The 15,235-nt window shown below is 58.8% G+C and carries 10 protein-coding genes; 4 read left to right on the forward strand and 6 right to left on the reverse strand.

The genetic code is table 11. From position 1 onward, the window contains the following. Positions 1-43 precede the first annotated feature (43 nt). The 6 genes from DIT72_RS17960 to DIT72_RS17985 form a co-directional block, all read right to left on the reverse strand. Positions 44-604 carry a cytochrome b gene (locus DIT72_RS17960; protein WP_135956615.1) on the reverse strand — a complete coding sequence of 187 codons (561 nt, stop codon included), beginning with the start codon at positions 602-604 and terminating at the stop codon, positions 44-46. Positions 605-1,102: 498 nt separating this feature from the next. Next, a complete protein-coding gene (locus tag DIT72_RS17965) occupies positions 1,103-2,878 on the reverse strand; it encodes an SLC13 family permease (protein WP_135956616.1) in 1,776 nt (591 codons plus the stop codon). Positions 2,879-2,979: 101 nt separating this feature from the next. Then, positions 2,980-4,875 carry a DNA topoisomerase IV subunit B gene (parE, locus tag DIT72_RS17970; protein ID WP_135956617.1) on the reverse strand — a complete coding sequence of 632 codons (1,896 nt, stop codon included), beginning with the start codon at positions 4,873-4,875 and terminating at the stop codon, positions 2,980-2,982. A 111-nt stretch (positions 4,876-4,986) separates the two neighbouring features. Then, positions 4,987-5,472 (reverse strand): protease complex subunit PrcB family protein, encoded by a 486-nt coding sequence (locus DIT72_RS17975; protein WP_135956618.1) that lies wholly within the window; start codon positions 5,470-5,472, stop codon positions 4,987-4,989. Between the two features lie 2 nt (positions 5,473-5,474). Continuing rightward, positions 5,475-8,123 (reverse strand): S8 family serine peptidase, encoded by a 2,649-nt coding sequence (locus tag DIT72_RS17980; RefSeq protein WP_135956619.1) that lies wholly within the window; start codon positions 8,121-8,123, stop codon positions 5,475-5,477. A gap of 191 nt (positions 8,124-8,314) precedes the next feature. Next, positions 8,315-8,938 carry a TetR/AcrR family transcriptional regulator gene (locus DIT72_RS17985; protein WP_135956620.1) on the reverse strand — a complete coding sequence of 208 codons (624 nt, stop codon included), beginning with the start codon at positions 8,936-8,938 and terminating at the stop codon, positions 8,315-8,317. Positions 8,939-9,110: 172 nt separating this feature from the next. On the opposite strand from DIT72_RS17985, the gene DIT72_RS17990 reads away from it, so the two are divergent. The 4 genes from DIT72_RS17990 to DIT72_RS18005 all read left to right on the forward strand — a co-directional run bounded on the left by DIT72_RS17990 (position 9,111) and on the right by DIT72_RS18005 (position 15,122). Beyond that, positions 9,111-10,916 carry an acyclic terpene utilization AtuA family protein gene (locus DIT72_RS17990; protein ID WP_135956621.1) on the forward strand — a complete coding sequence of 602 codons (1,806 nt, stop codon included), beginning with the start codon at positions 9,111-9,113 and terminating at the stop codon, positions 10,914-10,916. 152 nt (positions 10,917-11,068) lie between these two features. Next, a complete protein-coding gene (locus DIT72_RS17995; RefSeq protein ID WP_135956622.1) occupies positions 11,069-11,935 on the forward strand; it encodes an SDR family oxidoreductase in 867 nt (288 codons plus the stop codon). A gap of 10 nt (positions 11,936-11,945) precedes the next feature. Continuing rightward, positions 11,946-13,562 carry an acyl-CoA carboxylase subunit beta gene (locus tag DIT72_RS18000; protein WP_135956623.1) on the forward strand — a complete coding sequence of 539 codons (1,617 nt, stop codon included), beginning with the start codon at positions 11,946-11,948 and terminating at the stop codon, positions 13,560-13,562. Positions 13,563-13,961: 399 nt separating this feature from the next. Beyond that, on the forward strand, positions 13,962-15,122 hold the full coding sequence (locus DIT72_RS18005; RefSeq protein ID WP_135956624.1) for an acyl-CoA dehydrogenase family protein: 1,161 nt from the start codon (positions 13,962-13,964) through the stop codon (positions 15,120-15,122). The last annotated feature ends 113 nt before the right edge of the window (positions 15,123-15,235 follow it).

Here is a 15,235-nt window from a genome sequence, read left to right on the forward strand (position 1 = left end):
TTGTTGAAAAGGCCCGCAGGCACAGTTTTAGCTATTATCCAGATCAGCGTCGGCGACGATCGGTACCCAACATACGCCGCAAAGTGTCGTCGTGGTCAATGAAATGATGTTTTATGGCGGCCAGTCCATGCACGCCGGCAAGTACCACCAGTGCCCAGGTTGACCAGTAGTGAACAAGACCGGCGGTATCCTCCATTCTCTTGATCTGGCCGGTCACCGAGGGCACCTCGAACCAGTCGAACACCTTGATGGAAGACCCGTCGGCAGTGGAGATCAGATAGCCACTGACCATCGCCACGAAAGCCAGTAGGTACAACGTCAGGTGGGCACCGCGGGACGCCAGCACTTCGAAGCGGCTGTGGTCCGGCAGCGGCCGGGGAACAGGGTTAACGAAGCGCCAGACCAGTCGCAGCAGCATCACCATCAACAGCAGAATTCCGATGCTGCGGTGGATATCCGGGCCCCTCCGATACCAGTCATCATAATAGGAAAGGTCCACCATCCAGTATCCCAACCCGAACAGACCGAATACCGCCACCGTAACCAGCCAGTGAATGCCTATTGTTACGACTCCGAACCTGTCCGGTGTATTGCGTACCTGCATCAATATCTCCCTGTTCGACACTCCGGGGCTAGTCCTCACTGAAAACAGTGTAGGAACAGGGGTCGCTAAAACCAATCAAAATGTTTTGCACGCATAGATCAGAAATTCTGACCAAGGCAGTTATCGGGCAAACCACGTACTTTCCCTTATACCTTTGGTCTGATACGGATTCTACGGATTGTAGAAAACTATGTGCAGAATAAACTTATTGCATAAATTGGTTGCCCGTCAGGGTTACACATCAAACAAGAGGAAAAAACATGGAAATTGAATTTGACGAGTCAGTTGCGGTTCCCAGTAACAACTGATTTCATGAATCTCCCGCCAGGGTCTTCGACATTTTCAGGCACTTCCGGGTGCCTGGCGCCTGCATCTGAGTTTCGCTGGCTGTTGGTTGAGATCACTGCAGAGCAGTGAGAGCAGTGAGAGCAGTGAGAGCAGTGAGAGCAGTGAGAGTGCTCTGCGGTGATATTCTGGTCAACCTGACTACAACGACCGTCAGGAAAGCTTGATTCCGTAAACCAGTGAAATCATCCCGACAGTAACCAGCCCGATAAACAGATTCATCGGCAGGCCTACCTTCACGAAATCCATGAACCGATAGCCACCCGGACCGAACACCATCATATTGGTCTGGTAGCCTAGCGGGGTAGCAAAGCTGGCGGAGGCCGCCATCATCACAGCAATCACGTAGGGCTCCGCGGCAATGCCCAGGGATGCCGTCATGGACAGCACAATGGGCAATACCAGCACCGCAGCGGCGTTGTTGGTGATCACTTCGGTAAGAACCGATACGGAGAAATACACCAGCAGCACCGTCAGCAACGGGTGACCACTGCTGACATCCAGTATGCCCTCGGCGACGAAGGCCGCCGCTCCGGTTTCCTGCAGGGCCGCACCCAACGCAAACGAGGCGGCGATGGTAAGTATGACAGGCACATCCACAGCTTTCTGTGCCTGGCCAACGGAACAGCAGCCACTGAGAATCATCAGCGCTGCCCCGATCAGTGCGGCATTAAGCATACTCAAGACACCAAGGGCTGCCGCCGAGACCAACACCAGCAGTATGCCCCAGGACAGGTAGGCCCGGTCGTGACGGGGCGTTTCAGTCTCCAGGTCGTTGATCAGCAGGAAGTCCTTGGCATAGCGCTGCCGGCTGACAAACGCCGGACGGGCTTCCAGCAGCAATACGTCCCCGGTCCTGAGCCGGATATTGCCAAGGTTACCGGATACCCGTTCACCACCCCGCGCAACTGCCAGCACCACGGCACCATAACGGTCCCGGAAGCGGGCATCGCGAATCGTCAGACCAAGCACTTCCGATTGCGGAGACAGTGCGGCCTCCACCAGCCGGCGCTCTGCGCGATCTTTACTCAGACTGGGCTCGTCATCGTGAACGGATGGCACAATGCCGTTGATCCGCAGCACATCGGAAATGGCCTGGGTATCGCCAGCGAACACCAGCCGGTCACCGCCCCGCAGGCGCTCTTCCGAGGGCACTGCGGTTACCACGCTGCCATCCCGTTCAATCTCTACCAGATACAGCCGTTCCAGCTCACGCAGGCCGGCCTCGCCAACGCTCTTTCCTACCAGAGGGCCGTCAAACGCGACCGCCACCTCGAGGGTAAATTCCCGCATGGAGCCGAACTTCTGCTGATCCTTGCGGTCAGGCAGCGCTCTTGGCAGCACCAGCAGCATGACCGCCAGACCAATCACTGCAACCGGTAATCCGACAGCCGTAATGGAGAATATCGAAAAACCGTCTTCCCCGGTCAGCTGCCGGTATTGCCCGTTGACCACCAGGTTGGTACTGGTGCCGATCAGCGTCAGCGTGCCGCCCAGGATGGCGGAATAACTCAAGGGTATCATCAGCTTCGAGGGTGAGATGCCGATTTTTCGCGACCAGGCGTGAACAGCCGGGATCATGGTGGCAACCACAGGGGTGTTGTTGAGAAAGCCGCTCAGCAAAGCAACCGGAAAGGCAATGCGGGCCTGGGCCGAACGTACGGTGCGGGGAGAACGCAGCAAGTGGTGGACCACCAGATCCACACCGCCGGAGTGGTGAATCCCCGAAGCCACCACAAACATGGCAACCACAGTGATCAGGCCGGTGTTACTGAACCCGGCCAGGGCCTGGTCGGCGGTAACAATGCCGCTGGCGCTCAGCACGACCAGCACGCTCATCATGACGAGGTGTGGGCCAAAACGCCCGACACTCATCAACAGCAATGCGATCCCCGCGAGGCTTAAAGCAAACCAGCCCTGCCAGTCCATCTGGTGATCCCCTGGATAAAAGGCGCAGGATAGCGAGTTTGCTCAAGACTTAGAAAGAATAAAGGATGCTGTTTAAAGCACCATTAAGCATATGCCGAGGATTACACCTCGATATCGGCCATGTTCCCGTAGGTTTCCAGCCATACCCGGCGATCAGAAGCCCGCTTTTTGCCCAACAGCATATCCATGCGACTGTCGGTGTCGTCGCCGTCAGCAATAGTGAGCATCACCAGCCGACGGGTATCCGGGGCCATGGTGGTCTCACGAAGCTGCAGCGGATTCATTTCGCCGAGGCCCTTGAAACGGGTGACGGAGATTTTGCCACGGCGGTTTTCCGCCGCCAGGCGATCAAGGATGCCCTGCTTCTCGTGCTCGTCCAGGGCGTAGAAGGTTTCCTTGCCCAGGTCCACCCGGTACAGCGGGGGCATGGCAACAAACACGTGGCCGGCGGCCACCAGCGGCCGGAAATGCTTGACGAACAGGGCGCACAGCAGAGTGGCGATGTGCAGCCCGTCGGAATCGGCATCGGCGAGGATGCAGATCTTGTTGTAGCGCAGGCCGTCCAGCTTGTCGGAGCCCGGGTCTACACCAATGGCAACGGCAATGTCGTGGACTTCCTGGGAGGCAAGGATTTCGTTGGAATCCACTTCCCAGGTGTTGAGGATCTTTCCCCGCAAAGGCATCACGGCCTGGAATTCCCGGTCGCGGGCCTGCTTGGCAGAGCCACCGGCGGAATCCCCCTCCACCAGGAAGAGTTCGGAGCGGTTACTGTCACTGCCGGAGCAGTCCGCCAGCTTGCCGGGCAGCGCCGGCCCGGAGGTGACTCTTTTGCGGGCAACTTTCTTGCTGGCACGAAGACGATGCTGGGCGTTACTGATAAACAGCTCGGCGAGCGCTTCGGCAACATCGGTATGCTGGTTCAGCCACAGGCTGAAGGCATCCTTGACCACGCCGGAGATAAATGCGGCGGCTTCACGGGACGACAGGCGCTCCTTGGTCTGGCCCGAGAACTGGGGTTCCTGCATCTTGAAGGAGAGTACGTAGGCACAGCGCTCCCAGATGTCTTCCGGCGACAGCTTTACCCCCCGAGGCAGCAGGCTGCGGAACTCGCAGAATTCCCGCATGGCTTCCAGCAGGCCGGTGCGCAGTCCGTTTACATGAGTGCCGCCCTGGGCGGTGGGGATCAGGTTAACGTAGCTTTCCATCACCGCTTCGCCGCCTTCCGGCAGCCACTGGATGGCCCAGTCCACGGCTTCCTTGTTGCCGGAGAAGCTCCCGGTGAACGGTTCAAGAGGGACCGCTTCGATGTCGGCCAGCTCGGTGCGCAGGTAATCGCGCAAACCGCCTTCATAGCACCACTCGTCCCTGTCACCGGTCTGCTCCTGCAGGAAGGTGATAGTCAGACCCGGGCAGAGAACGGCCTTGGCGCGAAGATTATGGCGCAGACGACTGACAGAAAACTTCGGACTGTCGAAATAGCTGGGGTCCGGCGTGAACGTCAGCCGGGTGCCGGTATTGCGCTTGCCAACCGTGTCTACGGCCTCAAGATCGGTCTGTTTATGACCGTTCGCAAACGTCATCCGGTGCATTTGGCCGTCACGCTTGATCATCACCTCAAGATGCGTCGACAGCGCGTTGACCACGGACACACCGACCCCGTGCAGACCACCGGAGAAATTGTAGTTGCCCTGGGAGAACTTGCCGCCGGCATGGAGGCGGGTCAGGATCAGCTCGACACCCGGAACACCGTGCTCCTTGTGCATATCCACCGGCATGCCACGGCCGTCGTCTTCAACGCTGAGCGAGCCGTCGCTGTGGAGGACGACATCAATGCGGCGGGCATGGCCTGCCAGCGCTTCGTCGACGCTGTTATCAATGACTTCCTGGGCCAGATGGTTAGGACGACTGGTGTCGGTGTACATGCCCGGGCGTTTTCGAACCGGGTCCAGACCACTAAGAACTTCAATGGCGTCTGCGTTGTACTGTTTCTGGCTCATGGGAAGAAAGCGACTCCACGGGTTTGTTTTTTAAGCTGGGCCATAGCTTAGGGATTCGAGGAGAAAGATCAACGGTTGATTTCGGCGGGTGCTGATCGGTGGCGTAGTACGTTATTGCTCCCGTGTCATGGTATCCAGGCCGTCACCGGATACCCTTAGCCGCTCCCAGTCTTCAGGAGTGATTGCAATAATCGCGCAGGGCGTGGTCAGTGCCTGGGTGACCATGGCATCCTGCGCCGGCTTGCGGGCATTGAGAGTGAGCTCCAGCACATCGTCAATGATCTCGGCGGACTCAAGAGTCAGACCGTAGCCGCCGGTGGGCCTCTGCCCCAGCCCCACAAGGACCAGATGCTCCCGCTCCAGATCGATTGCCCGGAGCTGATTAACGGAAAGATTCCCGGCGGGCAGGCTGGCCAATTTTTCCAGCTCACTGGCATTGCTGATATAGACCAGGCCCGGTGCGGTCAGGCCGCAATGGTCGGACTCCGTCACCTGGCGGGCCAGCGGTGCGCCGTCGGCAGTTGCCGAACGGCTCACGGAACAGCCCGCTGCGAGGGTCAGGGCCAGTACAAGCACAGTGATCTTTATGAAACGCATAATCAACGCTCGTTCTGCAGGCGGCGAAGTGGCACATCACCCTGCTCTTTGTCACCATCGGATTTAAGGCGATAGCCTTCAAATCCGACCCGCGGCAGGCCGCCCATGGCCGCAATGGTAGGGCGACGGAAGCTGGTGGTCAGTGTTATTCCTGCAAGTGGCTCATCACCAACCACGATTTTTTCAGGCAGGCCATTGACCGGGTATTCGGCGCAGGCCTCACCGTTCTCGCAGATCAGACCGTTGTTGTCCATGTCCGTACCCGCAACCAGGAAGTACTCGCCCGGCTCTACCTGGTCAAAGGCAAAACTGTAGTGGCCACCACTCACGGTGACCGCCGCCTGCTCGACAGTATCCCGGTTGTCACCGGCATTGACCAGGAGAACGAAATGTCGCCCCGCGTCCCGGTCATCCGGCGAAGTGCCCAGGCGCAGGGAGACCGGGATTGTCAGAGTGCCGGGGCTACCTTCCACCGAATCATAGTTAACAACCAGCTCCGTGGTATAGCGATTATTGTCCTCAAGGCCCGGGCTATCGGTATCCACCGATACGGGAAGTGACAGAGTTGGCTCTGTTTTGACGTCTCCAGGCTTCAGCCATCCCGCGCCGGCACTCACGCTATCGATGGTAATGTCTGATCCCTCCGGAAATGCTGAAAACTCCAGTTCCGCACTCAGAACGGCCGAATTGAACTGCAGAGCCGAAGGGGATGCGCCGAGGGTGACGGGAAAGTTGCCTTCCAGGGCGGCATCCATTGCAGCCAGGGCATTAATCAGGCCGGCGCCGTATTCAAACGCGGGGCCGACTTCTTCGGTCAGGTCACCGTTTTTGAGCAGGCTATGGAACTTCGCCGGTGTCATGACGGCGCCGATCTCTCCCTTCATCAGGGCGTAGACAGCCGAAACATGAGGTGCCGCCATGGACGTACCCTGCAAGCCGGCAAAACCGGGTTCAAATTCGCCACTGTCATCCCGTCCCCATGTGCTGACAATAACATCAGCGGCCCCATCCTGATTGGCATCCCGGCTCGCATCACCACCCGGAGCCACCACATCCACGGACTCACCCACATTGGAATACGAGGCGCGGTCACCGGCCCCATCTACGGCGCCGACTCCGATAACGTTGGTAAAAGCAGCAGGAAAGGTTGGCTCGTCAGTACCCTGGTTGCCGGCGGCGGCTACAACCAGTTTGCCGTTGCCGCCGTTCCATGCAGAATCAATGGCGGCTTCGAGGGCGGCGCTGGGCCCCAGGCCACCAAGGCTGAGATTGATCACGTCGATCTCATTGCGGCCTGCCGCCCAGTTCAGCGCATCAATCAGGTCTGAGGAGGAACCAACACCATCACGCCCAAGCACCCTGACCGGGTAAATAGTGGCAGCGGGCGCCATTCCCACAACACCAATCTCGTTATCCACCGCGGCGGCGATACCAGCCACGTGGGTACCGTGAAAATTACTGCTCTGGGCAGTGCCGTCGCCGGGGTCAGCGGGATTGGCATCTCGCCCCGGATCTCCGTCAATATCCAGATCTCCTGACACATAATCCATGATCTGACCATTAATGGTTTGAACATTGACATCGAGATCGGGATGCCAGTTTTCAGCGGTCTTTGGAGTGGCGCTGAACATGCCGGTGTCCAGAATCGCGATACCGACCCCGCTCCCTGTTTCCGGAGCAACCTGCCAGGCCATTGGCGCCCGTGCCAGCGGCAGGTTCCACTGTCGATCAAAGAACGTGTCGTTATCAGGAGATACCTGCTGGGCGGTATAGAGATAATTGGGTTCGGCCCCGACCACACCCGGCTGCCCGCGCAACCCCTCTATCCAGTCCAGCGTGTCCCTGCGGGCCTCTTGCACCTGGTTCACCGACATGGCGACCGGATTTTGCGTGCCCTTCCTCCGTATCAGCCAGGTGCCCCGGCCCAGGTCCCGCCGCTCCGACACAGCCATGGCCGCCATCGCACCGCCGGGTTCTGATGCCAGGCTCACAATGGCTTCATCCACCATGAAAGACGGGTTGGTATAGCGGGTATTGATGACACCGGGGGATGTCTGGTCAGCCAGAGTGAGAACGTAACGGAAGGGGCGGCCTCCCGTTGTGCTGGCTTCAATCAGATAGGAGCCGGCTTCGGCGCCATCCGGCAGGGAAACGGTCAGTGCCCGCAGGTCAGCGGAGGTACTGTCGCTGCCAACCTGCACCAGTTCCCCATCCTGCTGCCTGAAAACACGCAGTGTTCGATCCGGCAGAGGCAGATCCGGAGGAAAGAATTGCTTCGGCGACAGAAAAACCTGGGCCGTAATCCGGTCACCCGGTGACAGCTCTGTGACGTAGAGATCTTCCGTATCCTCAAAGAAAAGAAATATATCCGCAGTGTCAGTGACGTAAATTCCGTCGGCGAAACTGAGATATCCCCCCACGGTTGCTGCTGGAGGCAGAGTCTGGGCGGAGCCGGGCGAACCGTTAGCCGTCTGTTGCTCAAAGAAGATGTCATCAGCCGTGTCGGAGTCCACCCGGGTACCGCTTTCGATCTCGATAATCCCGGCCAGATCCGGCGGCACCTCACCGCCACCAGAACTTCCACCATCGCAACCCGACAACAGCAGCATACTGGAAATCAAGCCAGCGGTAACAGGGATGATCCGAATCATAATAAGCTCACCAAAACGACATCACAGATAGGGAAAACTCCTGCTGTTTTCCGGTAGGGTAACCAATCCACGTGGGTAAAAACGGATACGTTCCAGACTTTCCATCAGACACTGCAAACGGCCTTCAGTTTTATCCAGGGCCGTTTCTTTTTGTGACAAAAGGTTACCTCGCGCAGGCCAATGCTCCGGGCTCAGGGCCGGGAAGCCGTCAGCCCCATCATGGCAACCACCTGCTCCGTCAGATCGTCCAGTGTGAGGCCCCCGTCGGGCCGGTACCAGGTCACCGTCCAGCTCAGCGCTCCGGTCAGCATGCGGCGCACCACGAACGGTTCCGCAGCCAGCATGCCATCCTTGCGCAGGGCCTCCAGCACATCCAGCCACAACTGCTCGTAGATATCCCTCAGTTCAAGTACATAGGCACGGGAAGTCTCCGACAGGCTGCGCCACTCGAACACCAGTACCGCCATGGCTTCGCCAGTCTGCCCGTTAATGGATTCAAGCTCGGCCCTGACCAGGGCCTGCAGCTTGTCACGATCGGTTTCAGCCGCATCCACTGCGGCCTGCATCAAAGCGGTGTTGAGGCGAATGGTTTCCACCATTACCGCTTTGAGGATTTCTTCCTTGGTACGGAAATGGTGAAACAGACTACCGGACTGGATACCGACGGCGGCGGCCAGGTCCCGCACCGTGGTGCGCTCGTAGCCCTTGTCACGAAACAGCCTGGCCGCCTCGTGAAGCAGCCGTCCGCGGGCGCTGGCGGGGTCCGAAACCTGATTGTCAGCAATCAGTGAGTGCAGGATAGCGTGGTAATTCACAGTGTTTTCCAGCCAGAGAACAGAAGAGTTCCAATTCTATCCTGATTTTGCCTGTTTACAAACCAAGCGCTTGCTTGGTATTGTCATCGCAATCGCTGACAACAACCGCAAACAGTGGCCCCTGCCATGGCCTTTGCAAGCGCTTTGCGACTTCCATTCATAAGGTGAAGACATGTCCGATTCCGATCAGTCCAGACCAGAAACCATCCGCATCGGCTGTTCCGCCGCCTTCTGGGGCGATACCGAAACCGCCGCGGCCCAGCTGGTTCGCAAAGGCAATATTGATTACCTGGTGGCGGACTACCTGGCAGAGATCACCATGTCCATCATGGCCGGACAGAAGATGAAAGACCCGAGCCAGGGCTATGCCAGGGATTTTGTACAGACGGTGATGGGGCCACTACTGGGTGAGATAAAACAGCAAGGTATCCGGGTGCTGGCGAACGCCGGCGGTGTCAATCCCGTCGCCTGCCGCGACGCCCTGCAGGCACTGTGCGAAAAGGCCGGCGTGGATATGAAGATTGCCCTGGTGCTGGGTGACGATCTTTTGCCGAAGAAGAAGCAACTGGCCGATGCTGGCACCACCGAAATGACCACCGGCCAGCCGATGCCACCGATGATGGTAAGCCTGAACGCCTATCTCGGCGCCCCCGGGCTGGTGGCCGCACTGGAACAGGGCGCCGATATCGTCATTACCGGCCGTGTTGCCGACAGCGCGCTGGTACTGGCACCACTGGTGCATGAGTTCGGTTGGTGCTGGAGCGACCACGACAAACTGGCACAGGGCAGCCTTGCCGGGCATCTGCTGGAATGCGGCGCACAATCCACCGGCGGCAATTTTACCGACTGGGAAGAGGTGGCGGATGGCTACGCCGATATGGGCTTCCCTGTTGCGGAGGTTTCTCAAACCGGCGAGTTCACCATGACCAAACCGGAAGGCACCGGCGGCCAGGTGTCCCGGGGTACGGTAGCGGAGCAGCTGGTCTACGAGATTGGCGATCCGAGAGCCTACCTGCTGCCGGATGTAACCTGTGATTTTACCGGTGTCACTCTTGAAGAAGTCGCAACGGATCAGGTGCGGGTTTGTGGCGCGAAAGGGCTGCCACCGACGGGCAGCTATAAAGTGTCCGGCACCTGGCCGGATGGTTTCAAGTGCACGGTTACGTTCCTGCTCGCAGGCATGAATGCCAGGGCCAAAGCTCAGACGGTGGCCGAGGCAATTCTGGCGAAGACGTCGCGGATGTTCAGTGAGCGTGGCCTGCCGGATTACACGGACACCAGTGTCGAGTTGCTGGGCACGGAGACGACTTATGGTGCCCACGGCCGCATGGGGGACTGTCGTGAGGTGGTGGTGAAGATCAGTACCGCCCATGCAAAGAAGGAGGCACTGGTGCTGTTTTCCCGGGAGATTGCCCAGGCAGCGACGGGAATGGCGCCGGGGATTACCGGCATTGTGGGTGGACGGCCGACGGTGTGGCCGAAGATCCGGCTGTATTCCTGCCTGGTTCCCAAAGCTGAGGTTTCGGTTGCCGTGGATCTTGATGGCAACAGGCAGACGGTGGCGGTGGATACCGATGGCGGGTTCGAGCCGGGTCAGCTTGAGGCGCAGGCTTCCAGTGCTGCAGCACCAGCCACCGATGTAACCGTCCCTTTGATCCGCCTGGCATGGGCGCGCAGTGGCGACAAGGGAGATCACACCAATATCGGGGTGATTGCCCGCAAGGCGGAGTTTGTGCCGTTTATTGCAGCGGCGTTGACGGAACTGGCGGTGGCGGAATGGATGGTTCATACCCTGGATCCGGAACATGGGCGGGTTACACGCTGGGCGTTGCCGGGTTTCAACGCATTCAATTTCCTGCTGGAGCACAGTCTTGGTGGCGGTGGCGTTGCCAGCTTGCGGATTGATCCCCAGGGCAAGGCGTTTGCCCAGCAGTTGCTTGAGTTTCCTGTGCCTGTTCGTGCTGACCTGCTTGATTGATCTGGCTTGGGTGCATGCACTCCGGTGGGAAGACGTGTCAGGGACACGCTGTGAATACGTCCCTGTACGCTCGACAAAAACATCCATGTTTTTGACGGTCCCTGACACGTCTTCCCACCGGAGCGCCCTGAACTTTTTCGAGGATTTTTGACATGAGTTATCAGTCTATTTTTCACCCGGACCTCTTTCGGGACCAGGTCTTCATTGTCACGGGAGGAGGTTCGGGAATTGGGCGTTGTACCGCCCATGAACTTGCCGCACTCGGTGCACGGGTAGCGCTGGTTGGGCGCAAGGCCGAGAAGGTTGAGGCGGTGAAGGCAGAGATTACTGAGGACGGTGGTGTTGCTTCCGCTCACGTGTGTGACATCCGCGAGGAAGAGTCAGTAAAGGCGACCGTTAAAGCCATTATTGATGAACATGGTGGGCTGAACGGGGTGGTGAATAACGCCGGCGGGCAGTTCCCGTCTCCTCTTGCGAACATTAACCAGAAAGGCTGGGAGACGGTGGTTCGCACCAATCTCACCGGTGGCTTTCTGATTGCCCGTGAGGCCTACACTCAGGCCCTTGCGAAAACCGGCGGGGCGATCGTGAATATTGTTGCCGATATGTGGGGTGGCATGCCCGGCATGGGGCATTCCGGTGCGGCCCGGGCGGGGATGGTGAATTTTACGCAGACGGCTGCGGTGGAGTGGGGTTGCTCCGGGGTGCGGGTGAATGCAGTGGCGCCGGGCTGGATTGCGTCCAGTGGTATGGACAATTATCCCGAGCATATGAAGCAGTGGATTCGCAGCCTGGGGGATAACGTGCCGATCAAGCGCATGGGCACGGAGTCCGAGGTCAGTGCGGCGATCTGTTTTCTGCTGAGTCCGGGGGCGGCGTTTATCAGTGGGGATTGCCTGCGGGTTGACGGCGCGGCGTCTCAGGGTGGGCGGGTCTGGCCTTTCCCGAAGGCGAAGAACAATGCGCCCTTTAACGGGTTCCATCGGGCGGTGACGCCCAAAGTATTGAGTGACGACTGAGGAGAATTCGATGCAGGTACTGGAGTCCACTGTTAATCCCCAGTCAGACGACTTTCGCGCCAATGCGGAGGTGATGGAAGCTCATATCGCCACTTTCCGGGATGTTGAGCAGAAAGTTCTGGATCTTGCCGAAGCGGCACGGGAGAAATTTATCAGGCGCGGCAAGCTGCTGCCCCGGGACCGTATCAACCGGTTGCTGGATCGGGGCACGCCGTTTCTGGAGCTGTGCTCACTGGCCGGCTACAAGATGCACGATGACAAGGACGGCAGCATGTCCGGTGGCGGCATTATTGCCGGCATTGGCCATGTCAGTGGCGTTCGCTGCCTGGTGGTGGCCAGCAACAGTGCCATCAAGGGCGGCACCATAACGCCCGCGGGGCTGGACAAGACCCTGCGGCTGCAGCAGATCGCGATGGAGAACAAGCTGCCGGTGGTGTCACTGTCCGAGAGCGGTGGCGCCAACCTGAACTACGCTACGGATATTTTTGTGCTGGGCGCCCGCGGCTTCGCCAACCAGGCGCGGATGTCCGCCGCCGGTATTCCGCAGGTGACGGTGGTTCATGGTAATGCCACCGCCGGCGGTGCCTACCAGCCGGGGCTGTCGGATTACGTCATCGTGGTACGGGAGCAGGCCAAGATGTTCCTGGCCGGCCCTCCCCTGCTGAAAGCTGCCACCGGGGAAGTCGCCACCGACGAGGAACTCGGCGGTGCGCAGATGCACGTAGAGGTGGCTGGCACAGCGGAATACCTGGCCGAAGACGACGCCGACGGCATCCGCCATGCCCGTAATATACTCGAAGCCCTGCCCTGGAACGAACAACTGCCCGCGGCCCGGGAACCGCAATGGGAAGAGCCGCTGCATCCGGCTGAAGAATTGCTGGGTGTGATCCCCAGCGACGCCAGAAAGCCCTACGACCTCCGCGAAATCCTCGCCCGCATCGCCGATGGTTCGAAATTCATGGATTTCAAGAACGGCTACGACGATCAGACCGTGTGCGGCACTATCCGCATTGAAGGACATTCGGTCGGCATCATCGGTAACAACGGGCCCATCACCCCCGCTGGTGCCACTAAAGCGGCGCAGTTTATCCAGCTCTGCGACCAGGCCGGCACACCGCTGCTGTTCCTTCACAACACCACCGGTTTCATGGTGGGTACCCACTCGGAACAGAACGGCATCATCAAACACGGATCAAAAATGATTCAGGCAGTGGCGAACTGCCGGGTACCAAAGGTCGCAATTGTCATCGGTGGTTCCTATGGTGCAGGTAACTACGCGATGTGCGGCCGCGGCCTGGACCCGAGATTTATCTTCGCCTGGCCCAACAGCCGCACAGCGGTCATGGGCCCGGCACAGGCGGGCAAGGTGATGCGCATTGTGGCCGAAGACAAACAGCGCCGCGGTGGTATGGAGCCGGACCCGAAAACCCTGGATTTCCTGGAACAGGCCACCGCAAAGAAACTGGAAGACGGCTCCACCGCCCTCTTCGGCACGGCGCGCCTATGGGACGACGGCCTGATAGATCCACGGGACACCCGGCGGGTCCTGGCCCTCGTGCTCTCGGTTTGTCGCGAGGCTGAAACCCGGCAGTTGCGGCCTAATTCCTTTGGTGTGGCCCGCCTGTAGGCGGTCGTAGTGATGGCGTTTGGAGCCGGAGCGGGAGGCGTCGCGAAAAACGCCGTGAGTAGGTCCCTGGAAGGCTCGGTTGCAAAACGTCGGATTGGTTTGTCGGATTACGCTTCGCTAATCCGACCTACGTTTCTACGTTTCCGGGCCTGCGACTAATGTAGGTCGGATTAGCGAAGCGTAATCCGACAAAAAGAACAGGAAGCAACAAACTTACAGACAATAGCGGCTGAGTGGGCCGGCCTTCAGAAACCGTGCGGAGCCATGGATGGCGGAGCCCGAGCGCCACATGGATGTGCTTGAGCGTGTTTCTGAAGGCCGGCCCACTCAGCCGCCGCCCAGGATTGAGAACGTGCACCAGCTTATGAAAGCACGAACAAACATGAGGAGAACAAAAAAGTGAAATTCACCCCCGAACACGAAGCCCTGAGAAAAACCGTCCGTGATTTCGTGGAGAAGGAAATCAATCCCCACTGCGACGAATGGGAAGAAGCCGGCGGCTTTCCGATTCACGATATCTTCAAGAAACTCGGCAACCTCGGGATTCTGGGCATTCAGAAGCCGGAAGAATACGGCGGCATGGGGCTGGATTACAGCTACAACCTGGTGGCGGCAGAAGAACTGGGCACCGCTCACTGTGGCGGCGTGCCCCTGGCCATAGGTGTTCAGACTGACATGTGTACACCTGCCATTTCACGGTTTGGTTCCGATGAACTGAAGCGTACCTTCCTGGCCCCTGCCATTGCCGGCGACATGGTGGGTTGCATCGGTGTGAGCGAGGTTGCCGCCGGCTCCGATGTGGCGGGGATGAAAACCACCGCAAAGCAGGATGGCGACGACTACGTCATCAATGGCTCCAAGATGTGGATCACCAACAGCCCCAAAGCCGATTTCATTTGTCTGCTGGCCAACACCTCCAATGACAAGCCCCACAAGAACAAATCACTGATCGTGGTGCCCATGAATACGCCGGGCATCTCCTTCAGCCCGCATCTGAACAAGCTCGGCATGCGCTCCTCTGAAACAGCTGAGATCTATTTTGACGATGTGCGTATACCCCAGCGTTATCGCATCGGCGCCGAGGGCACCGGCTTCATGATGCAGATGCTACAGTTCCAGGAGGAGCGGCTTTGGGGTGCTGCCAACGTCATCAAGGCCCTGGAACAGTGCATCAACAAGACCATTGAATACTGCCGCGAGCGCAAGACCTTTGGCCAGCCTCTGATCAACAACCAGGTGATTCATTTCCGGCTGGCGGAGCTACAAACGGAAGTCGAGGCCCTGCGCGCCCTGACCTATCAGGCGTGTGAGCTTCATATCGAGGGCAAGGATGTTACCAAGCTGGCATCCATGGCCAAGCTGAAGGCCGGGCGACTTGGGCGCGAGGTGACGGATAGCTGCATGCAGTACTGGGGCGGCATGGGTTACATGTGGGAGAACCAGGTATCCCGTGCCTTCCGGGATGTGCGGTTGGTGTCGATCGGCGGTGGTGCTGACGAAATCATGTTGGGCATTATCTGCAAGATGATGGGGACACTGCCTGGCAAGCAACGCGACTAGGTTCTGAACCTTCTTAATTGGGAGAAAGGGCTGGCACATGGCTACAAAGGCTTTCCGGGACACGCTGTGAATACGTCCCTGTACGCTCGACAAAAACATCCATGTTTTTGACG

Source organism: Marinobacter orientalis (assembly GCF_004792665.1).
GTDB classification, from domain to species: domain Bacteria; phylum Pseudomonadota; class Gammaproteobacteria; order Pseudomonadales; family Oleiphilaceae; genus Marinobacter; species Marinobacter orientalis.